The organism is Streptomyces sp. WM6386, assembly GCF_000972385.1.
In the GTDB taxonomy this organism is placed as follows: Bacteria; Actinomycetota; Actinomycetes; order Streptomycetales; family Streptomycetaceae; genus Streptomyces.
This window is the reverse complement of record NZ_JXTE01000036.1, coordinates 34463-54598: the sequence shown is the minus strand read 5'-3', so window position 1 is coordinate 54598 and position 20136 is coordinate 34463. Positions and strand designations below refer to the sequence as shown.

Annotated in this window: 21 protein-coding genes; 7 read left to right on the top strand and 14 right to left on the bottom strand. The window is 70.0% G+C overall.

What is annotated here, in order from left to right; translation table 11 throughout:
• Positions 1-30 precede the first annotated feature (30 nt).
• A complete protein-coding gene (gene dacB / locus TN53_RS22375; RefSeq protein WP_046260372.1) occupies positions 31-1611 on the bottom strand; it encodes a D-alanyl-D-alanine carboxypeptidase/D-alanyl-D-alanine-endopeptidase in 1581 nt (526 codons plus the stop codon).
• Between the two features lie 79 nt (positions 1612-1690).
• Between dacB and TN53_RS22370 the strand changes: the two genes are divergently transcribed.
• Both TN53_RS22370 and TN53_RS22365 read left to right on the top strand, forming a co-directional pair.
• Positions 1691-2182 (top strand): inorganic diphosphatase, encoded by a 492-nt coding sequence (locus TN53_RS22370; RefSeq protein ID WP_046260371.1) that lies wholly within the window; start codon positions 1691-1693, stop codon positions 2180-2182.
• Between the two features lie 100 nt (positions 2183-2282).
• Positions 2283-3947 carry a threonine/serine ThrE exporter family protein gene (locus TN53_RS22365; RefSeq protein WP_046260370.1) on the top strand — a complete coding sequence of 555 codons (1665 nt, stop codon included), beginning with the start codon at positions 2283-2285 and terminating at the stop codon, positions 3945-3947.
• A 36-nt stretch (positions 3948-3983) separates the two neighbouring features.
• On the opposite strand, the gene TN53_RS22360 is transcribed toward TN53_RS22365, so the two are convergent.
• Positions 3984-4925 carry a DedA family protein gene (locus TN53_RS22360; RefSeq protein WP_046260369.1) on the bottom strand — a complete coding sequence of 314 codons (942 nt, stop codon included), beginning with the start codon at positions 4923-4925 and terminating at the stop codon, positions 3984-3986.
• Positions 4926-5058: 133 nt separating this feature from the next.
• On the opposite strand from TN53_RS22360, the gene TN53_RS22355 reads away from it, so the two are divergent.
• Positions 5059-5424, top strand: coding sequence for a YbjQ family protein (locus TN53_RS22355; protein ID WP_046260368.1), 366 nt, complete (start codon positions 5059-5061; stop codon positions 5422-5424).
• 24 nt (positions 5425-5448) lie between these two features.
• Here the strand turns inward: TN53_RS22355 and TN53_RS22350 are convergent, their stop codons facing one another.
• Complete coding sequence (locus tag TN53_RS22350) at positions 5449-6210, bottom strand: MerR family transcriptional regulator (protein ID WP_046260367.1); 762 nt, start codon at positions 6208-6210, stop codon at positions 5449-5451.
• A gap of 133 nt (positions 6211-6343) precedes the next feature.
• On the opposite strand from TN53_RS22350, the gene TN53_RS22345 reads away from it, so the two are divergent.
• Together TN53_RS22345 and TN53_RS22340 are read left to right on the top strand one after the other, a co-directional pair.
• Entirely contained in the window at positions 6344-7618 is a 1275-nt protein-coding gene (locus tag TN53_RS22345) for an ion channel protein (RefSeq protein ID WP_046260366.1), read from the top strand.
• Between the two features lie 24 nt (positions 7619-7642).
• The gene (locus tag TN53_RS22340; protein WP_046260365.1) at positions 7643-9043 is read left to right on the top strand and encodes a glutamate decarboxylase; all 1401 of its coding nucleotides are present in this window, start codon (positions 7643-7645) and stop codon (positions 9041-9043) included.
• A 5-nt stretch (positions 9044-9048) separates the two neighbouring features.
• Here the strand turns inward: TN53_RS22340 and TN53_RS22335 are convergent, their stop codons facing one another.
• The 5 genes from TN53_RS22335 to TN53_RS22315 all read right to left on the bottom strand — a co-directional run bounded on the left by TN53_RS22335 (position 9049) and on the right by TN53_RS22315 (position 13319).
• Positions 9049-10245 carry a WD40/YVTN/BNR-like repeat-containing protein gene (locus tag TN53_RS22335; protein WP_159038171.1) on the bottom strand — a complete coding sequence of 399 codons (1197 nt, stop codon included), beginning with the start codon at positions 10243-10245 and terminating at the stop codon, positions 9049-9051.
• Between the two features lie 77 nt (positions 10246-10322).
• Positions 10323-11084 (bottom strand): ABC transporter permease, encoded by a 762-nt coding sequence (locus TN53_RS22330; protein WP_046260364.1) that lies wholly within the window; start codon positions 11082-11084, stop codon positions 10323-10325.
• Complete coding sequence (locus tag TN53_RS22325; RefSeq protein ID WP_046260363.1) at positions 11081-12049, bottom strand: daunorubicin resistance protein DrrA family ABC transporter ATP-binding protein; 969 nt, start codon at positions 12047-12049, stop codon at positions 11081-11083. Before TN53_RS22325 ends, TN53_RS22330 begins: the two co-directional genes overlap by 4 nt.
• Positions 12050-12122: 73 nt before the next feature.
• Complete coding sequence (locus tag TN53_RS22320) at positions 12123-12764, bottom strand: PadR family transcriptional regulator (RefSeq protein ID WP_046260362.1); 642 nt, start codon at positions 12762-12764, stop codon at positions 12123-12125.
• Between the two features lie 18 nt (positions 12765-12782).
• Positions 12783-13319: a DinB family protein gene (locus TN53_RS22315; RefSeq protein WP_046260361.1), complete on the bottom strand. Its 537-nt coding sequence runs from the start codon at positions 13317-13319 to the stop codon at positions 12783-12785.
• 282 nt (positions 13320-13601) lie between these two features.
• On the opposite strand from TN53_RS22315, the gene TN53_RS22310 reads away from it, so the two are divergent.
• Positions 13602-14123, top strand: a complete 522-nt coding sequence (locus TN53_RS22310; RefSeq protein ID WP_159038170.1) for a hypothetical protein — start codon at positions 13602-13604, stop codon at positions 14121-14123.
• 409 nt (positions 14124-14532) lie between these two features.
• On the opposite strand, the gene TN53_RS22305 is transcribed toward TN53_RS22310, so the two are convergent.
• Positions 14533-15993, bottom strand: a complete 1461-nt coding sequence (locus tag TN53_RS22305) for an aldehyde dehydrogenase family protein (protein WP_046260359.1) — start codon at positions 15991-15993, stop codon at positions 14533-14535.
• 141 nt (positions 15994-16134) lie between these two features.
• On the bottom strand, positions 16135-16959 hold the full coding sequence (locus TN53_RS22300; protein WP_046260358.1) for a helix-turn-helix domain-containing protein: 825 nt from the start codon (positions 16957-16959) through the stop codon (positions 16135-16137).
• A gap of 333 nt (positions 16960-17292) precedes the next feature.
• On the opposite strand from TN53_RS22300, the gene TN53_RS22295 reads away from it, so the two are divergent.
• Positions 17293-17790 (top strand): ATP-binding protein, encoded by a 498-nt coding sequence (locus tag TN53_RS22295; RefSeq protein ID WP_095046647.1) that lies wholly within the window; start codon positions 17293-17295, stop codon positions 17788-17790.
• Between the two features lie 106 nt (positions 17791-17896).
• Here TN53_RS22295 and TN53_RS22290 read toward each other — a convergent pair whose 3' ends face one another.
• The 4 genes from TN53_RS22290 to TN53_RS22275 all read right to left on the bottom strand — a co-directional run bounded on the left by TN53_RS22290 (position 17897) and on the right by TN53_RS22275 (position 20134).
• A complete protein-coding gene (locus tag TN53_RS22290; protein ID WP_046260356.1) occupies positions 17897-18151 on the bottom strand; it encodes a DUF397 domain-containing protein in 255 nt (84 codons plus the stop codon).
• Positions 18152-18468: 317 nt separating this feature from the next.
• Entirely contained in the window at positions 18469-18702 is a 234-nt protein-coding gene (gene rpsR, locus TN53_RS22285; RefSeq protein WP_046260355.1) for a 30S ribosomal protein S18, read from the bottom strand.
• A 5-nt stretch (positions 18703-18707) separates the two neighbouring features.
• The gene (locus tag TN53_RS22280) at positions 18708-19886 is read right to left on the bottom strand and encodes a CobW family GTP-binding protein (protein WP_046260354.1); all 1179 of its coding nucleotides are present in this window, start codon (positions 19884-19886) and stop codon (positions 18708-18710) included.
• The gene (locus tag TN53_RS22275; protein ID WP_046260353.1) at positions 19886-20134 is read right to left on the bottom strand and encodes a type B 50S ribosomal protein L31; all 249 of its coding nucleotides are present in this window, start codon (positions 20132-20134) and stop codon (positions 19886-19888) included. Before TN53_RS22275 ends, TN53_RS22280 begins: the two co-directional genes overlap by 1 nt.
• Positions 20135-20136 lie beyond the last annotated feature (2 nt).

Genomic DNA, 20136 nt, shown 5'->3' with positions numbered 1-20136 from the left:
ACGGCGGTACGGCCGTGGCGGCGCCCTCGGTCAGCGGCAGCCGCACGCCGCCAGCGCCGTGGCCGTGCGGTCCAGCGCCGACTGTGCCGCGTCCTTGCTCGTCGTGTTCGACGCGAGGAAGGCGAACGCCAGCAGTCGGCCGTTCTGGTCGACCACGGTTCCCGCCAGTGTGTTCACGCCGGTCAGCGTGCCCGTCTTGGCTCGTACGACGCCGGCCGCGCCGTCCGTGTAACGGGTGCTCAGGGTGCCGGTGAAGCCTGCGATCGGAAGGCCGGTGAGGACGGGGCGGAGTTCGGGGTGGGCCGGGTCGCCCGCCTTCACCAGGAGGGCTGTCAGCAGGTCCGCCGTCAGTCTGTCCTCTCGGTTCAGGCCGCTGCCGTCCTTGAAGGAGGCGCCGGAGACCGGGAGTTCGAGCTTCTTCAGCTGCGCCCGGATCGCCGCGCCACCGCCCTCGAAGTCGGCGCGTACCTTCGTCGCCACGGCCGTCTGGCGGGCCAGGGCCTCCGCGATGTCGTTGTCGCTGTTGGTCAGCATGCGCTCGACCAGGGCGGACAGGGGCGGGGAGGAAACCTCGGCAAGTGTCTTCGCGCGGTTCGTCGCCTTGGAGGGGCCGGGGGACGTGGTCCTGATCCCGGCCTCCTCCAGGAAGCCGGCGAACTCGCGGGCCGCGTCCTGCGCGGGGTTCTCCGCGCGGACCGCCGTGCCGCTGGTGCTGTCGTCCGTGCGGCCCTCGTCGGCCATCAGGGCGCTGACCGGGGCGAGGTTGTCGTTGTCGGCGCCGATCGGGTGGATCCCGGAGCCCGCGTACAGGGTCGTGTCGTACGAGAGGGTGACCTCCCGTACGTCGTCCTTCTTCAGCGCCTCGGCGGTGCTGGTGGCCAGGTCGCGCAGACTCGCCGCGCCGTCGGCGTCCTTGCGGGCCGTCAGGGTGGGGTCGCCGCCGCCGACGAGGACGAGTTCCTTGGTGTCGGGTTCCAGGTCCGCGCGCGTGGTGAGGCGGTGGTCGGCGCCCATCGCGGACAGCGCGGCCACCGCGGTGGCGATCTTCGTCGTGGAGGCGGGGGTGAGGGCGGTGCCCACACCGGTGCCGTAGAGCTGCTTGCCGGTGGCGATGTCGACGACCTCGGCCGTACGGCTGCTGCCGAGCGCCGCGTCCTTCAGGAGCGGGCCCAGCACGTCCGCCAGGGCCGGTCCGTTCGGCGCCGACTTCACCGTGCTGCCGGCGCCGCCGAGGCCGGTGAGGACGGAGGCGGCGCTGGGGGCGGGCTTGGGCGCCGCTTCCGTCGTACCGGAATCGCGATCGTGATCTGCGCCACCCGTGTGCTCCTGGGCGGCGGCCCGGTCCCGCTCGGCCGTACGCTGGCCGGAGGAGTCCCAGGGGCCGGCTGCCGTCACCACGACGGCGGTCAGTGCCAGTCCCGCGGTGGCTGCTCCGGCCGTGTACTGCCAGGTCCGCACGTTTGCGACCTGCACCGACATGGTTCGGCCGAGTCGCGTGACCCGTGGTTTCGCGGCGGTCGCGACCTGTGCCAGACGGGGTCGTACGGCGTTCGCGACCCGCGCCACATGCGGTCTCGCAGCCCGCCAAGGCCTCAGTTCAGGCACGACCACCAGCCCCTTTCGCGATCACACACCTGCGTGAGGGACACTTAACCACCAGAACTATGTGTTGATCATGGAGGAGCCACCGGTGGAGTTCGACGTCACGATCGAGATTCCGAAGGGTTCGCGGAACAAGTACGAGGTGGACCACGAGACCGGTCGGATCCGCCTGGACCGTCGACTCTTCACCTCGACCGCCTACCCGACCGACTACGGCTTCGTCGAGAACACTCTCGGCGAGGACGGCGACCCGCTGGACGCGCTGGTCATTCTTGACGAGCCGACGTTCCCGGGCTGCCTCATCAAGTGCCGCGCGATCGGCATGTTCCGGATGACGGACGAGGCCGGGGGCGACGACAAGCTGCTGTGCGTGCCGGCGACGGATCCGCGCCAGGAGCACCTGCGTGACATCCACCACGTCTCCGAGTTCGACCGCCTGGAGATCCAGCACTTCTTCGAGGTCTACAAGGACCTGGAGCCCGGCAAGTCCGTCGAGGGCGCCAACTGGGTCGGCCGGGTCGACGCCGAGGTCGAGATCGAGCGGTCGTACAAGCGCTTCAAGGAGTCCGGCGGCCACTGAGCCTCCTGATGTCCAGCGGGCCGCACGCACACGCGTGCGGCCCGCTGTGTGTCTGTGCGCATACTGGTGCGAACCGGAGGTGCGTACACAGGAGCTGTGAGTGAGGGAAGCGGAGGACCGCAAGCCGCAGTCGGACGAGGCGAGGAGTGTCTACGACCCCGAGATCACGTCCGAGTTCGCGATCCCCCAGGGGCTCGCCGTGCCCAGAGGCGGCACGGAACCGGAGACGACGAGCGAGTTCGCCGTCCCCGACGGTCTGGATGTCTCGCAGGTGTCCTCGGCCGAGCCCGAGGGGTCGGCGTTCAACACGCCGCGCACCTACAGCTCCAAGCAGGCGCCCGCGTTCACCCCGGCGACCGGCATACCGGTGGTGAGTCTGACCAAGGACGTGCCCTGGCAGGACCGGATGCGCACGATGCTGCGGATGCCGGTGGCCGAGCGGCCCGCTCCGGAGTCGGCGCCGAAGGCCGAGGACGAGGGGCCGGCCGTCCCGCGCGTGCTCGACATGACGCTGCGTATCGGCGAGCTGCTGCTCGCGGGCGGTGAGGGCGCGGAGGACGTGGAGGCGGCGATGTTCGCCGTCTGCCGGTCGTACGGCCTCGACCGCTGCGAGCCGAACGTCACCTTCACCCTGCTGTCGATCTCGTACCAGCCGTCGCTGGTCGACGATCCGGTCACCGCGTCCCGGACGGTACGGCGGCGCGGCACCGACTACACGCGGCTCGCGGCCGTCTTCCACCTGGTGGACGACCTGAGCGACCCCGAGACGGCGATCTCCCTGGAGGAGTCCTACCGTCGGCTCGCCGAGATCCGCCGCAACCGGCACCCGTACCCGGGCTGGGTGCTGACCGGGGCGAGCGGGCTGCTCGCCGGTGCGGCCTCGGTGCTCGTCGGCGGTGATCTGATCGTGTTCGTCGCGGCCGCGCTGGGCGCGATGCTCGGCGACCGGCTGGCATGGCTGTGCGCGGGGCGCGGGCTGCCGGAGTTCTACCAGTTCACGGTGGCCGCGATGCCGCCGGCCGCCATAGGGATCGCGCTGACGCTGGCCGGCATCGATGTGAAGGCCTCCGCGGTCATCACCGGTGGGCTGTTCGCGCTGCTGCCGGGGCGGGCGCTGGTGGCGGGCGTGCAGGACGGGCTGACCGGTTTCTACATCACCGCGTCGGCGCGGCTGCTCGAGGTGATGTACTTCTTCGTCGGCATCGTCGTGGGGGTGCTGCTCATCCTCTACTTCGGGGTGAAGCTGGGCGCCGAGCTGAACCCCGACGTCGTTCTGATCATCGAGAAGCGGCCGCTGTGGCAGATCGGGGCGGCGATGCTGCTGTCGCTGACGTTCGCGGTGCTGTTGCAGCAGGAGCGCTCGACCGTGCTGGCGGTGACGCTGAACGGTGGGGTCGCGTGGTCGGTGTACGGCGCGATGCACTCCGTCGGCGAGATCTCCCCGGTCGCTTCCACGGCGGTGGCGGCGGGGCTGGTGGGGCTGTTCGGGCAGATGCTGTCGCGGTACCGGTTCGCTTCGGCGCTGCCCTACACGACGGCCGCGATCGGGCCTCTGCTGCCGGGTTCCGCCACGTACTTCGGGCTGTTGTCCATCGCGCAGAACGACGTGGACAAGGGGCTGGTGTCGTTGGCCACGGCGGCGTCACTCGCCATGGCCATCGCCATCGGCGTCAATCTCGGGTCGGAGATCTCGCGGCTGTTCCTGCGCGTTCCGGGTGGATCTGCTTCGGGGCGCAGGGCGGCGAAGCGGACGCGTGGGTTCTGAGCGCACGGGAACTGGCTGTGCCCCTGAAGGGGCGCTTCAGTAACCCTGGTTGGGCGGGTACTGCTGGTTCTGCTGGCCGCCGTACTGCTGCTGGTCGCCGTATCCCTGGGGGTACTGCTGGGCGTACGGCTGCTGCTGTTGCTGGGGCTGCGGGGCGTAGTACTGGTCGTAGCCGTACTGCTGCTGACCCTGCTGGCCCTGGTGGCCCTGCTGGCCGTAGCCCTGGTCGTTCTGGTTGCCGTACTGCTGCTGGTGCTGGTGCTGCTCGTCGTCCGACGGGATGCGGCGGAGCTGGGTCGTCGCGTCGTCCATGGGCGGGGGCTGGTAGGCCTGGGGGGCCGGGGCCTCGGCTGCCGCCTTCTTCTTCTTGGAACGCTCGCGGAGGTACTCGATGATGATCGGGACGACCGAGACGAAGACGATGAGGACGAGGATCGCCTCGACGTTCTTGTGGATGACGTCGATCTGGCCGAGCCAGTAACCCGCGAGGGTGACGCCGGAGCCCCAGGCGACACCACCGATGACGTTGTACGTGAGGAACGTGCGGTACTTCATACGGCCGGCGCCCGCCACGATGGGGGCGAAGGTGCGCACGATCGGCACGAAGCGGGCCAGGACGATCGCCTTGGGGCCGTACTTCTCCATGAACTCGTGTGCTTTGTCCAGGTTCTCCTGCTTGAAGAGCTTGGAGTTCGGACGGTTGAACAGCTTGGGCCCGAAGAACTTTCCGATCATGTAGCCGACCTGGTCACCGAGGACGGCCGCCAGCACGATCAGGAAGCAGACCAGCCACAGCGGCTGGCTGATGTACTCGCCCTGGGCCACGAAGAGACCCGCTGTGAACAGCAGGGAGTCGCCGGGCAGGAACGCGAACAGACCCGATTCCGCGAAGACGATCAGCAGGATGCCGGGCAGGCTGAACGTCTCGATCAGATAGTTCGGACTGAGCCACTCGGGGGCGAGCGCGAGCGTGGTCACGAGTCTGTGGCTCCTGGTACTGGGAGACGGGCTGGGGCTGGCTGCCCCAAAGTATCAACGCAGCCGTCACAACCCAGGTTCCATGCGGTCTCCCAGGATGCACTGTGCGCCCGCTGGGACAAAGCTGTGGGCCATGGGTATCGAAGAGTACGGCGGCGGTCAGGGACCCCAGCCTGACGTTCTGGTCGTGACCACGAACGACGTACCCGGATTCCGGGTGCAGGAGGTTCTTGGTGAGGTGTTCGGGCTGACGGTCCGTTCCCGCCATCTGGGGAGTCAGATCGGCGCGGGGCTGAAGTCGATGGTCGGCGGTGAGCTCAAGGGGCTCACCAAGACACTCGTGCAGACCCGCAACCAGGCCATGGAACGGCTCGTCGAGCAGGCACGCGCGCGTGGTGCGAACGCGGTGCTGATGTTCCGCTTCGACGTGACCGAGGCGGCGGACGTCGGCACCGAGGTGTGCGCGTACGGGACGGCCGTGATCCTGACCCGGGAGTAGACCTCTTCCTCCCGGGCCGGGACCTCAGGAGGTGTGCCGGGCCGCGTTCGCGTCGATCGCGGCCCGCAGGTGCTCGGCCAGGCCGGGGCGCATGGAGTCGTAGAACGCCTTGAAGCGCTCGTCGGACACGTACATCTCGCCCAGAGACCGGTGGATGTCGTACGGGCACTCGTAGAACCAGCCGCAGATGTGCTGCCGGTGCTCCTCGGCCATGTCCATGGCCGCCTCGGACACCGGCGGGTCCCCGGCTGCCATCAGGCCGCTGTAGCGCTCGCTCCAGTCGGCCACTTCGGCCTGCATGCGTTTCCAGTCGTCCTTGGTGTAGCCCGCGGCGCGGCGCTGTGACTCGGCGTACGCCTCCGTGCCGCCCCAGCGCTCTTCCGCCTCCTCGGCGTGCTGCTCCGGGTCCTTGTCGCCGAAGACCTCGAACCGCTCCTCGGGTGTGAGGTTGATGCCCATCTTCCGTGCCTCCATGGCCTGCTCCACGGCCGCCGCCATCTTCCGCAGCTTCTCGATCCGGGCGGTCAGCAGCTCGTGCTGGCGGCGCAGGTGGGCGCGCGGGTCCGCGGCCGGATCGTCGAGCAGGGCGGCGACCTCGTCGAGCGGGAAGCCGAGCTCCCGGTAGAACAGGATCTGCTGCAGCCGGTCGAGGTCGGCGTCGCTGTAGCGCCGGTGGCCCGCGCGGCTGCGCTCGCTGGGGGCGAGCAGGCCGATGTCGTCGTAGTGGTGCAGCGTGCGCACCGTCACTCCGGCGAAACCGGCGACCTGTCCCACGGAATAGCTCACTTCGTCCGCTCCCTTCTCGGTACGTCCTCCACGCTGAGGCCTCACGCCACGTGAGGTGCAAGCCCGTCCCGCTTCGGGTCCCGTGCCGGACCCTCCAGATGTCGTGCCGGTTTTGTCCGTTTATCGTGAGCCCGTGGCCCAGGACACCGCGCAGCAGGCAATGGCAGCCCCGGCTCGCGCGCTGTTGCCTGTGATCCTCCCCGCTCTCGTCGTGGGCGTGGGCGCGAGTCTGCTCCTTCTCGGAGTGAGCGCGGCGGCCGAGGCGCTCCAGCACGTGCTGTGGCGGAACCTGCCCGACGCCCTGGGGGTCGGCCGGTACTCCGTGCTGTGGACGATCGTCATGCTCACCACCACCGGTGTGGTGGTCGGCCTCGTGGTGTGGAAGGTGCCGGGGCACGCCGGCCCCGAACCGGCCACCATGGGCCTGGACGCTCCCGTCCTGCCGCCCGCCGTGCTGCCCGGGCTGCTGCTGGCGACCGCGCTGATGCTCGCGGGCGGACCCAGCCTCGGCCCCGAGAACCCGATCATCGCCGTGAACGTCGGGCTCGCCTTCTGGCTGGGCCGTCGGCTGCTCCCCCGGCTGCCGGGCGGGCTGTGGGCGGCGCTGGCGGAGGCGGCGACGATCGGCGCGCTGTTCGGCACCCCGGTGGCGGCGGCGCTTCTCATCTCCGAGGCGCTGGCGGGGCGGCAGCTCAAGGGGGCGCTGTGGGACAACGTCTTCGCGCCGCTCGTCGCCGCCGCCGCGGGCGCCGTGACGACCACCCTGGTGGCCCACCCGACCTTCGATCTGCATCTGCCCGCGCTCGGGCGGCCCGGCTGGGGCGATCTGCTGGCGGTGCTGGTGATCGCGTCCGCCGCCGCGCTGCTCGGCATGTGCGCCGTCCGTGCCTTCCCCTACGTCCACCGCGGCTTCGCGCGACTGCGCCATCCGATGCTCGCGCTGCCCGCCGGCGGGCTCGTGCTCGGGCTGCTGGGGGCGCTCGGCGGTCACCTCACCCTCTTCAAGGGGCTGGACGAGGTCGGGGAGATCGCGGCCGACCCCGACGGCTGGTCGGCCGGCGAGTTCGCCACGATGACGGTGGTGAAGCTGGCCGCGCTGCTCGTCGCCGCGTCCTGCGGCTTCCGCGGCGGGCGGATCTTCCCGGCCGTGTTCGTGGGCGTCGCCTTCGGGCTGTGTGCCCATGCCCTGGTGCCCGGCGTCCATCCCGCGCTCGGTGTCGCCGCCGGGGTGCTGGGCATGCTGCTCGCCATCACCCGGCAGGGCTGGGTGAGCCTCTTCACCGCCGCCGTACTGGTGTCCTCGCCGGAGATCATCGCCCTGCTGTGCATCGCCTCGCTGCCCGCCTGGCTGCTCGTGACCGGCCGCCCCCAGATGCAACTGCACGCAGACGGAACCCCGGTCCGCTGAATCCCACCCCTGAGGAGTCGATCGATGCCGCTGCACCAAGGCCCCGAAACGCCCGACGAGCGCCCCCTGTCCGTCAACCCCTTCTTCGGCGAGGCGAACCCGGTCGCCGGTATGACCGAGGCCCCGCCCAAGCACCGGCTCCCGGACGCTCCCCTGCCGCCCTCGACCGCGTACCAGCTCGTCCACGACGAACTGATGCTGGACGGCAACTCCCGGCTCAACCTCGCCACCTTCGTCACCACCTGGATGGAACCGCAGGCCGGGGTCCTGATGGGCGAGTGCCGGGACAAGAACATGATCGACAAGGATGAGTACCCGCGCACCGCCGAACTGGAGCGGCGCTGTGTGGCGATGCTCGCCGACCTGTGGAACGCCCCCGATCCATCGGCCGCCGTGGGCTGTTCGACGACCGGCTCCAGCGAGGCGTGCATGCTCGCCGGGATGGCGTTCAAACGGCGGTGGAGCAAGCGGAACCCCGCGCCCGGTGCCCGGCCCAATCTCGTGATGGGGATCAACGTCCAGGTCTGCTGGGACAAGTTCTGCAACTTCTGGGAGGTGGAGCCCCGTCTCGTCCCCATGGAGGGCGACCGCTTCCATCTCGACCCGCAGGCCGCCACCGCACTGTGCGACGAGAACACCATCGGTGTCGTCGGCATCCTCGGCTCCACCTTCGACGGTTCCTACGAGCCGATCGCCGAGCTCTGCGCCGCGCTCGACGAACTCCAGGAACGGACCGGCCTCGACATCCCCGTACATGTGGACGGCGCGTCCGGCGCCATGGTCGCTCCCTTCCTCGACCCGGAACTGGCCTGGGACTTCCGGCTGCCGAGGGTCGCCTCCATCAACACCTCGGGGCACAAGTACGGGCTCGTCTACCCGGGCGTCGGCTGGGCACTGTGGCGCGACAAGGAGGCCCTGCCCGAGGAACTCGTCTTCCGCGTCAACTACCTGGGCGGCGACATGCCGACCTTCGCCCTCAACTTCTCCCGGCCCGGCGCCCAGGTCGTCGCGCAGTACTACACCTTCCTGCGGCTGGGCCGCGAGGGCTACCGGGCCGTGCAGCAGTCCACCCGGGACGTGGCCCTGCGCCTCGCCGAACGTGTGGAGGCGCTCGGTGACTTCCGGCTGCTGACCCGGGGCGACCAGCTGCCGGTCTTCGCCTTCACGACCGGCCACGACGTGACGGCGTACGACGTCTTCGATGTGTCCCGGCGGCTGCGGGAGAGCGGCTGGCTGGTCCCGGCGTACACCTTCCCGCCGAACCGGGAGGACCTGTCCGTGCTGCGGGTGGTGTGCCGCAACGGCTTCTCGGCCGATCTCGCCGAGCTCTTCGTGGAGGACCTGCGCCGGCTGCTGCCGGAGCTGCGCCGCCAGTCGCATCCGCTGACCCGGGACAAGGAGGCGGCGACCGGGTTCCACCACTGAGCCGGTCAGGTTCCGTCGCCCAGCTCGAAGGTCGTCCAGTGGGCCCCGTCGGCGGATATGCGGTACCTCCCGGCGCCGAAGCTGTCGCCCCACAGATAGCCGAGCGGGGTCGTGGTCACCCAGCCCTGCGGTCCCCGGCCTCCGGAGCGGCTGAAGGAACGGCCGTCATCGGTACTGCGCCAGACGCCGTCCTCGCCGTGGATCGTGAGGCTGCCGTCGGCGGCGGCGATCGGGGCACCGAGGATCGAGCGGGGCTCGGCTCCCTTGCGGTGCTTCCAGACCTGCTCCCAGGTGTGACCGCCGTCGGTGCTGCGGTCGATCGCGAGCAGGCCGTTCTTCACGTCGTCCTCGTCGAGCAGCTGGCCGTGATGGGCGGCGTAGAGCGCCGAGCCGTCGCTCACCACGGTCATGCTCCAGCCCTTCGGCCCGGCGGGCATCGCGGACGTACGCCAGCTCCTGCCACGGTCCTCGCTGACGGCGAGTGCGGGATTGCCGGAGCGCCGGTCGAGGCCGTAGGTGAAGAGCCGGGCACCGAGGTGACCCGCCGGGATCACGACCCCCTTCAGCGGAGGCTGGTCGGCCAGAATCCGGTACTCCCCCGTGGCGGGCATCACCGCCGCCAGACGGGACCGGGCGCATCCGTTGCCCTCCTCGTCGGGCCGTGAGCAGTTCTCGACCAGGACCCCGCCCTCGGGGACCGTCGTCGTGGTGCCCGTCGGTTCGGTGGTCGCCTCTCGCCAGCTGCCCCCTGCGTCGCCGGTGAACCACGTGCGCTCCGGCGGTGGCCACTTGCCCTCGGTGATCAGCGCGCGGCCGGGTCCGAGGACGACGAGTCCGGCGGTGATGCCGAGGTCGCCCGTCACATCCGGTAGCGGCGAGGTCCCCAGCCTCCAGGCCCCGGCTCCCTTCTCCAGCACGGCGACCCTCTGCACGCACCGGGCCTTCCCGCACTCCGCGAGCAGCGCGAACCCGCTGCCGTCCGCGGCGAACCCGACATCGACCGCGCCTCCGGGCAGTTCGGTCCCCGACGGGATGCGGGCGGGCACCGCTGCCTGAGAAGCGGAGACCCGCCCGTCCGAGTCCGTCCGCGCACACGCCGTCATGACGGCCAGCAAGCCCAGCACGACGGCCGCCACGACCGCCGCCCTTCCCCTGACCCACTCCATGCCGTCCCCCGATCCCGCTCCGCGATGCACCGACATCTCTGGTACACCGCTCGCCGCGCCGGGGTTCCCACTTCCTCACGACGACTTTCCGGGCGGCCCGCCGACAGCCCGGACTACGTGCTCAGCGCCCCGAACCGCCGTACCGCCAGCGGAAAGAACACCGCCACCAGCGCCACCGGCCACACCACGGCCGCCCACACATGCCCCGGCTCGCCGCCCGGTCCGCCGAACAACTCCCGTACCGCCGTGGCCGTCTGGGACATCGGGTTCCACTCCACGACCGTCCCCAGCCAGCCCGGCATGGACTCGGGCGTGGCGAAGGCGTTGGACAGGAAGCCCACCGGCCAGACCAGGATCTGCACGGCCTGCACCATCTCCGGCTTGCCCGCGACCATCGCCAGGTGGATGCCGATCCAGAGCATGGCGAAGCGGAACAGCAGCAGGAGGCCGACGGCGCCGAGGAACCCGGACACCCCGCCGTGCGCCCGCCAGCCGAGCGCGCAGGCGACGCCGATCATCACCGCCAGGCCCAGCGCCGACTGGAGCATGTCGGCCACCGAACGCCCCACCAGCACCGCCCCGTTGGCCATGGGCATCGCGCGAAACCGGTCGATGACGCCCTTGTTGAGGTCCTGGGTGACGGAGAGCATCGTGCCCTCCAGGCCGAAGGCCATGGTGAGCGCGAGCATGCCGGGGACCAGGTAGTCGACGTAGTCACCGCTCACGCCCCGGCCGCCGCCGACCAGATACGCGAACATCAGCAGCAGCATCACGGGGAAGACCAGCCCGACCAGGACCCGCACCGGCTGCCGTGCCCAGTGGGCGAGTTCCCGCCGGGTCATGGTCCAGGAATCGGTCAGCGCGTACGTACTCATGCGGCCTCCTTCGCTCGTCGGTCCCCGTCCGTGAGGTGCAGGAACACCTCGTCCAGCGTCGGCCGCCGCAAGGCCACGTCCTCCGCCTCGATCCCGGCCTCCTCCAGCGCCTGTACGACCCCGGAGAGCGCCGCCATCCGGTCGGTGACCGGGGCGCTGAGCAGCCGGCGGTCGGGGTCGACCGAGACGCCCGCCCCGCGCAGCGGCAACAGGGCAACCGCCGCGCCCAGTTGGCCCTCGTCGCGCAGTACTACGTCGATGCGGTCGCCGCCCGTCAGGGCCTTCAGCTCGTCCGGCGTACCGTCGGCGATCACCCGGCCGGCGTCGACGACCGAGATGCGGTCGGCGAGCTGGTCGGCCTCGTCCAGGTACTGCGTGGTCAGCAGGACCGTCGTACCGCCGCCGACGAGGGTGCGGACCGCGGACCACACCTCGGCGCGGCCGCGCGGGTCGAGGCCGGTGGTGGGTTCGTCCAGGAAGAGCACCTCCGGCTCGGTGATCAGGGAGGCCGCGAGGTCCAGGCGGCGGCGCATGCCTCCGCTGTAGGCGCGGACCGGTTTGCGGCCGGTGCCGACCAGGTCGAAGCGTTCCAGGAGCTCGTCGGCACGCGCGCGTGCCCGGCGGGCGCCCAGGTGGTAGAGACGGCCGAACATCTCCAGGTTCTGCCGGCCGCCGAGTTCCTCGTCGAGCGCCGCGTGCTGGCCGAGCAGGCCGATGCGGCAGCGCACCTCGTGCGCCTGCCGTACGACGTCGTGGCCGGCCACGACGATACGGCCCGCGTCCGGCCGGAGCAGGGTGGACAGGATGCGGACCAGGGTCGTCTTGCCCGCGCCGTTCGGCCCGAGCACTCCGTGCACCGTGCCTCGCCCGACCTCCAGGTCGAGGCCGTCCAGTGCGTTCTTTGCGGTGGTGGTGCCGCCGTACTTCTTGCGTGCCCCTTCGACGGTGATCGCCGCGTCGGCCACTGGGACTCCTTCGCTAGTCAAACTTGACTACCAGCTCGAAGGTAATACCCGGTGACCGATTGGTCAAACTTGATTAGCGGACGTCCTCCGGATGCCGCTGCCCCGTCGCGTACGGGTTCTCCTGGTCCTCGGCGAGGACGCCGACGAACGGCTCGCCCTCCCCCGCGAAGGTGTAGGCGCCGTCCTCGATCCGGGAGATCAGCCCCTGGGTCCACTCGGCCTCCGCGTCGGCCGTGTGCACCCAGAGGTTCATGATCTCGCCGATATGACCGAGCTGCCCCGGGCCCTCTTCCGGGATGTAGTGCTCGGTGACGGCCGAGCGCCACTCCTCGATCCTCCGGGTGCGCTCCTTGAGGAGGGCCACCGCCTCGGCGCGCGGGAGGTCGACCATGCAGCCGATGGCCGCCGACTTCATGTCCATCTTCTGGTCGTACGAGGTCAGCGCCTCGCGCACCAGACCGAGGTACTCCTCCGTGCCGGCCTCGGTGATCTCGTACTCCGTACGCGGCGGTCCGCCCGCGGTGGACGGCGCGATCTCATGCGCGTGCAGGAGTCCCTGCTTGGCCATCTGCTTCAGGGCGTGGTAGATCGAGCCGGGCTTGGCGTTGGACCACTCGTGTGCGCCCCAGTACTCCAGGTCGTTGCGCACCTGGTACCCGTGGGTCCGCCCGTGCTGGCGCACCGCGGCCAGCACGAGGAGACGGATCGTCGACATGCGGTCCAGGTTATGACCTCAGCTCCGCGCCAGTCCCACCAGCTCGAAGGCCGTCTTCCCGTCGAGGGACTCGCGGATGATGTCGGCGTGGCCCGCGTGGCGTGCCGTCTCGCGGATCAGGTGCAGCACCAGCCAGCGCATGGAGACCGACTCGTCCGGCGGGAACCAGGGGTCGTTCGGCAGCGGAAAGGTGTCGTCGAGGCTGGGCACGGCGCGGACGAACGCCTCCGTCTCGTCGGCGACCTTCTCCCAGTACGTCAGCTGCTGCTCCACGGTCTCGCCGTCGACCAGCAGGAAGCACTCGTGCCAGTTCGACTCGTCCCGCTTCACCGCCGGCGCCTCGCCCTTGGCCCGTGCGACCCAGCCCTGTTCGACCTCGGCGACGTGCTTGAGCAGGCCGGCCAGGGACAGTTCGCTCGCGCTGGGCCTGCCGGACGCCTGTGCGTCGGTCAGTCCGAGCAGGGCCCGGCGGATGCCGCCGCGCTGTTCGGCGAGGAAGGAGAGCAGTGCGCCGCGCTCGTCGCCGTGGGCCTCGGCTCGTACGTGAGTGACCATGACCGGCCGCCTTTCGTCTTTCGTCGGGGTCAGCTGGCTCTGCCTGACACCTACGAAGTTACGGACCCTTGCGGTCAGGTTCTGTCCTCAATGGAGAAGGCGTCGCGTACGGCGTGCGGCGCTCGGTAAGGATCTGCCGAGAGCCTCTCCGCTCGCGCCCGCGGTCCCCGTCCGTCCGAGGAGGATCATCGCGGCGGACGGTCACGGTCACGGGAGGGTGCGGTGGGCAAGGGGTCGAGGAAGAGACGGCGCCTGCGAAGGAAGAAGCCGCACCAGGGGGCGGTGCCGGGACCTGCCCGCCTTGCGCGTCCGCGCTCTCCTTGGGTCCGGAGGCTCACCGCGGTCTTCTTCGTCGTGGTCCTCGGTCTGCTGCCGTTCCTCGGGGGCGGCTACATGCTCGCGGGGGCTCTCGGCCTCGTGGGGCAACGGGCCGTCTTCACGGCGACGAGCTGTGGTGTGGCCGGAACCGGCAAGAACGCTTACGTCGCCTGTGGTGGGAACCTGGTCGTCGCGCACCGGCCCTTGCGGTACGCCACCGTCGGCACGCGGCTGCGGTTGGGGAGGCCTACGTCGGTCCGGGTGCTCGCCGGGGGGCAAGTGGAAACGGTCGGTCCCGCCGCGGTCTCCGGCTGGTCGGCCGTCACCCTGTGGGGCCTCACCGTGCTGACCGGCGGTGCGCTCGCGGTGTTGCGCGGGCGGTTGAGGTCGCCGTTCCGCGACACGGTGCTCCGGGTGGCGGGTGTGCCGGGCGGTCTGACGCTGGGTGCGCTCTTCGTGTACGTCGTCGTCCGCGTCGCTGCCTGACGCCGGGCCGGGCTGTTCTCGCCCCCGCCGCCCCTACCCGTCCCGTCCTCCAGGGGCTGCCGCCCCTTCGACCCCGCTCCCAGGGGGCTCCGCCCCCTGGACCCCCATCGGCCCGAAGGGCCTCGTCCTCGAACGCCGGACGGGCTGAAAGACACGGGCGGGCGGGGGATCGGGACGGCAGGCCCTCGTCCAGCGGACGCCGGAAGGGCTGAGAGACGCGGGTGGGCGGGGGTCGGGACAGCCAACCGTCGTCCCCGGACGCCGGACCGGCTGAAGGACACGGGCAGGCGGGATCGGGACAGCAGCCCTTGTCCTCGGACGCCGCGCCGGCTGGAGGAAAGGCGAAGCCGGCGATCCTGCCTCGCAGGGCTCGGGTCGCCGACCCGGTAGTCCGTTCGGTGGCCGCTCGTCAGAAGGGGAACCTGCTCCGCCCGTGCTGCACCGAGATCCACTTCAGCGTGGTGAACGCGTCCAGCATCGTCTCGCCGTTGAGGCGGCCGACGCCGGAGCTCTTCTCGCCGCCGAAGGGGACGATCGGCTCGTCGTGGACGGTGCCGTCGTTGACGTGGAACATGCCGGTGTCGATGCGCTTGGCGAAGTTGACGCCGCGCTCGATGCTCGCGGTGTGGACGGCGCCGCTGAGACCGTACGGGGTGTCGTTGACGACGCGGACCGCCTCCTCCTCGCCGTCGACCGGGATGAGGAAGGCGACCGGGCCGAAGACCTCCTGGTGAAGGAGGGCGGAGCCGGCCGGGATGTCGGTGAGGACCGACGGCGAGACCAGGTTGTCGGTCGTCTCGCCGCGCACCAGGGCCGTCGCGCCCTCGGCTATCGCCTGCTCGACGGTGCTCGTGAGGGCGTCCGCCTGGGAGGAGTTGATGACCGGGCCGATCACCGTCTCCGGGTCGCGCGGGTCGCCCACCTTGAGGCCCTTGACCTTGGCGACGAACTTCTCGGTGAACTCGTCGGCGATCGAGCGGTCCACGATCACACGGTTGGCGGCCATGCAGACCTGGCCCTGATGGACGTACCGGCTGAAGACCGCGGCGTCGACGGCGTAGTCGATGTCGGCGTCGTCGAGCACCACGATGGCGCTGTTGCCGCCGAGTTCGAGGACCGAGCGCTTGAAGTGCGAGGCGGTGACGGTGGCGACGTGGCGGCCGACCTTGTCGGAGCCGGTGAAGGAGATGACCTTCGGGACGGGGTGCTCGATGAAGGCGTCGCCGATCTCCGCGATGTCGGTGACGACGACGTTGAGGAGGCCCTTGGGCAGGCCGGCGTCCTCGAAGATCTTCGCGATCAGGGTGCCGCCGGTGATCGGGGTGTTCTGGTGCGGCTTCAGTACGACGCCGTTGCCGAGCGCCAGCGCCGGGGCCACCGACTTGATCGACAGCAGGAACGGGAAGTTGAAGGGGCTGATCACGCCCACCACACCTACCGGCACCCGGTAGACGCGGTTCTCCTTGCCGTCGATCGGCGACGGGATGATGCGGCCCTCGGGGCGCAGCGACAGGTGGATCGCCTCGCGCAGGAACTCCTTGGCGAGGTGGAGCTCGAAGCCGGCCTTGACGCGCGTGCCGCCGAGCTCGGCGATGATCACGTCGGTGATCTCCTGCTCGCGCTCGTTGATCAGGCCGAGGGCCTTCTCGAAGACCCCGCGACGGGTGTAGGGGTTGGTCTCGGCCCACTCCTTCTGGGCGCGGGCGGCCGCCTGGTACGCCTCGTCGACCTCGTCGACCGTGGCTATGGTGATCGACGCCAGCTTCTCCCCGTCGTACGGGTTGAAGTCGATGATGTCCCAGGAGCCGGTGCCCGGGCGCCACTCACCGTCGATGTACTGCTGGGCCAGATCAGTGAAGTACGACGACATGTGATCCCCAAATCGCTAGCAGACACACGCGACGCGCGATCGACGTCACGGTCTGATCACGCGTCATCGTACTTGTGCGACAAGCGAGTTGGGGACGCAGAGCGATGTTCTGGGGAAAACCCCAGGAGAGTCGGCGAGATCTCAGGAGAGTTGGAGGAGACCTCGTAGAAGGTCCCGGCTCTCGTCCGGTCCTGGGCTGTCCTGTTGGAGCTCCTTGAGTGCCTTCTCGTACTGGGCGACGTCCTCGCGCTTGTCCAGGTACAGGGCGCTGGTGAGCTGCTCCAGATAGACCACGTCCGAGAGGTCGGACTCGGGGAAGCTGAGGAGGGTGAAGGCACCGGACTCGCCGGAGTGACCGCCGAAGCCGAACGGCATGACCTGCAGCCGCACATTGGGACGCGTGGAGACCTCGATCAGATGCTGAAGCTGACCCCGCATCACCTCGCGGTCGCCGTAGGGCCGGCGCAGCGCCGCCTCGTCCAGGACGATGTGGAACTCGGGGCCGCCCGCTTCGGCGAGGTACTTCTGCCGCTCCAGGCGCAGCGCGACCCGCTTCTCCACGTCGGCCTCGCTCGCACCCTTCATGCCGCGCCGCACCACCGCGCGGGCGTAGGCCTCGGTCTGCAGCAGGCCGTGCACGAACTGCACCTCGTACACCCGGATCAGGGTGGCCGCGCCCTCCAGGCCGACATAGGTGGGGAACCAGCTCGGCAGGACGTCGGAGTAACTGTGCCACCAGCCCGCGACGTTGGCCTCGCGTGCGAGGGAGAGAAGTGAGGCGCGCTCCTGCTCGTCCGTGATGCCGTACAACGTCAGCAGATCCTCGACGTCCCTCGTCTTGAAGCTCACCCGGCCCAACTCCATCCGGCTGATCTTCGACTCCGAGGCACGGATGGAGTAGCCCGCGGCCTCGCGGGTGATTCCGCGCGCCTCACGCAGTCGCCTGAGTTGCGAGCCGAGCAGCATCCGCCGCACCACCGATCCGGGCTCTCCCGCGCTCACGTTCGCCAGCCTCCCCAGCCGTCTTCAGGAGCCGAAGTCTGCCACTAAAACACTTCGAGCTGTACTCGTCCGATTACAGAGATGGAAAGAAGCCAAAGATTCCACACAGCAGGACGTGAGGAGAAGGCAAGAGAAGCAAGGAAGTTGGCGGAAAAAATGCCCAACAAGCGGTACGGGAACGTCCAATTCGGTCATGTGCACGTGCATCTGCACCTTGCATCTGCACTCCTCATCCGAAACCATGGTCCCGCGCAACCGCTGCATCGCAACGACCGCGAACCTCCGGGAGTGCCTCGCATGGGGACGAATGGATCGACCATGCTCGAGCCGTTACGGCAGGGCCTTCCGCCGCTGGATCCCGCGGCCGTGTCCAACGCCGCCTCCTGTGCTCTGCCCGCCCGCTACGAAGCGGTGCGCGAGGCGCGGCAGTTCACCCGCAGAACGCTCGACCAGTGGGACATAGGCGACCGCTTCGACGACGTCTGTCTGGTCGTCTCCGAACTGGTCACCAACGCCCTGCGTCACGGTCTGCCGACGAGCAACGGACACACAGCCGAACACGTTCCGCCCGTGCGACTGCATCTGATGCGCTGGACGGAGCGACTGGTGTGCGCGGTGCGCGATCCCAGCCACGACAGTCCGGTCGCGCGCGACTCGGACGACTTCTCGGCGGAGTCCGGGCGGGGCCTGTTCCTCGTCGACTCCTTCGCGGACGGCTGGGGTTGGCATCCGCTCGCGGGCACGCTCAACGGCAAGGTCGTCTGGGCACTGTTCCGCCTGCAGTCCGCCGAGTGAGGCACCACGGCGTTTTTCGACGCCACGGTTCTACGCGCGTCACGGGGCGTGAGGCGTCGATCGCCCTGAGTCCTGCGCGCTGTGACGGGGCGCCGACCCCCGAACGTCAGCCCACTACGAGGTGGTCGAACTCGCCGTCCTTCACCCCGAGCAGCATCGCCTCTATCTCGGCGCGCGTGTAGACGAGCGCCGGACCGTCGGGGAACCGGGAGTTGCGCATGGCCACGCCTCCGTCGGGGAGGCGTGCGAACTCCACGCAGGAACCCTGCGAGTTGCTGTGCCGGCTCTTCTGCCAGGCCACCCCGTTCAGCTCCGTGGCTGCCATGCCGTTGTACACGTCGTTGTACACGTCGTGGTCCACAGGTCGCTCCCCGGTGGTGCGGTGGCTTCAGGGCCATTGATGCAGTGGTCAACTGGTCCGGATCATAGCTCTGTTCACGTGCAGATGCATGAGCAGATGCACGTGCACGCGGGGTGGTCCTGTGGTTACAGATGTGACGTACGGGGCGCCGGATACGTTCCCCCGGCACCTCGGCATCTGGGCCGAACCCCCTCGTGCATGAGGAATAGACGCGTACCGCGCCTGTTGTGTTCCAAGCTTCACCCAAATCGTGCGGAGGCAAAGTTCGGCCCCGGCATGGACCGTGTCCACGCCGGGGCCTCGGAAGGGGCGGGCGATCAGCGGTTGCCGTACGGCAACAGTGCCATCTCCCGGGCGTTCTTGATGGCGCGGGCCAGCCGGCGCTGCTGCTGGGACGTGACGCGGGTGACCCGGCGGCTGCGGATCTTGCCGCGGTCGGAGATGAACTTCCGCAGCAGATCGGTGTCCTTGTAGTCGATGTATGTGATCTTCGCCTGGTCCAGCGGGTTGGGACGGTTCTTGGCGGGCTTGCGCTCGGGCTTGCGGGGCATGCGGGTCAGACCTCCAGGAGGGTGTCGAAGGCGGGCGGCAACCGCTTCCAGGCGTCGCGGCCCGCGGCGTACTCGGTGTCGGTGAGCAGGCAGTGCTCCAGCAGCCGTTCGAGGCCGTCGCGGTCGAGGGCGGGCGACGTGAACACCAGGTGCTGGCAGCAGTCGCCGTGCTCGGGGTGCCAGTCCATCGCCGCGGCGGCCCGGCGCACCGGCGGGACCATCTCCCAGGCGGCGTCCGGCAGGGAGGCGAGCCAGGGGCCCGCGCTCTCCACGCACAGCGCTCCGCCGGCCGCGTCCCAGTGCAGCAGCACGTCCGGCTTGTCGGCCAGCCAGAACCGGCCACGGCTGCGGGCGGCCGCACAGGTGATGTCCTCCAGCGCCTCGTACAGCCGCTCCGGATGGAAGGGGCGGTACCGGTGCCAGACCAGCGTGGAGACACCGTGGGCATCCGCCTCGGCGGGAAGGAGGGCACAGGCGGGGTGCTGGGCGGCGGCCGCGGCCTCCACGTCGAAGCCGGCGAGGGCGGCCGCCGCCAACGGCGAGCGTGCGCAGGCCTGCGCATCGGCTCGCACACCGGGCTCTACGCCCGGGCCGGCGTGGCCGATCGGGACCTGGCGGGCCGTCGGATGCAGTTGCGCGAGCAGCTCGCGGTCCTCGTCGTCGGCCGCCTCCGAGTCGGCCACGGCGAGGACGGGGGCGTACTCCAGCTGGCGGGCGAAGGTGTCGGCGACCGTGCGCTGGTCGGTGGCGGCAGCGGCGAGGCCGCGTTCGGCGAGGTCGTCGCCGTTGCCCAGGTACGGCAGGACCAGCGCCGGGTCGACGGCGGTGATGACGCCGGTGACGGTGAGCCCGCCGGCCGTGACGACCTCGGCCATGGCCTTGGGCTCCACCGAGTCCCACAGCTCGACGACCGCGAGCCGCGTGAGACCGTCGTCGGCCAGCCGGCGCAGCTCCGGCACCAGGTCCTCGCGCAGCGCACAGCACGCGCAGTCGTTGACCAGGGGCGCCTCCCCCGCGGCGAGGATCCCGGAGGCGTCACGGATGGTCCGTACGACCGTGCCCGCCGCGGCCGTAGCCAGGTCGTGGTGGAGGACGACGCTGCCCGGCACGTCGGCGAGCAGCCGCTCGACGGCCGCCTTGCGGGCGTCGGCGTGCAGCCCGCCGACGATCACGACGGAGAGCATCAGCCGTTCTTCCCGTACCGGCGCTCGAAGCGCTCCACGCGTCCGGCGGTGTCCAGCACGCGCGCGGTGCCGGTGTAGAAGGGGTGGCTGACGTTCGAGATCTCGACGTCGACGACCGGGTAGGTGTGGCCGTCCTCCCACTCGATCGTCTTCTCGCTCGTCATCGTCGAGCGGGTCAGGAAGGTGTAGTCCGCGGCACGGTCCCGGAAGACGACCGGGCCGTAGGAGGGGTGGATTCCGTTGCGCATGG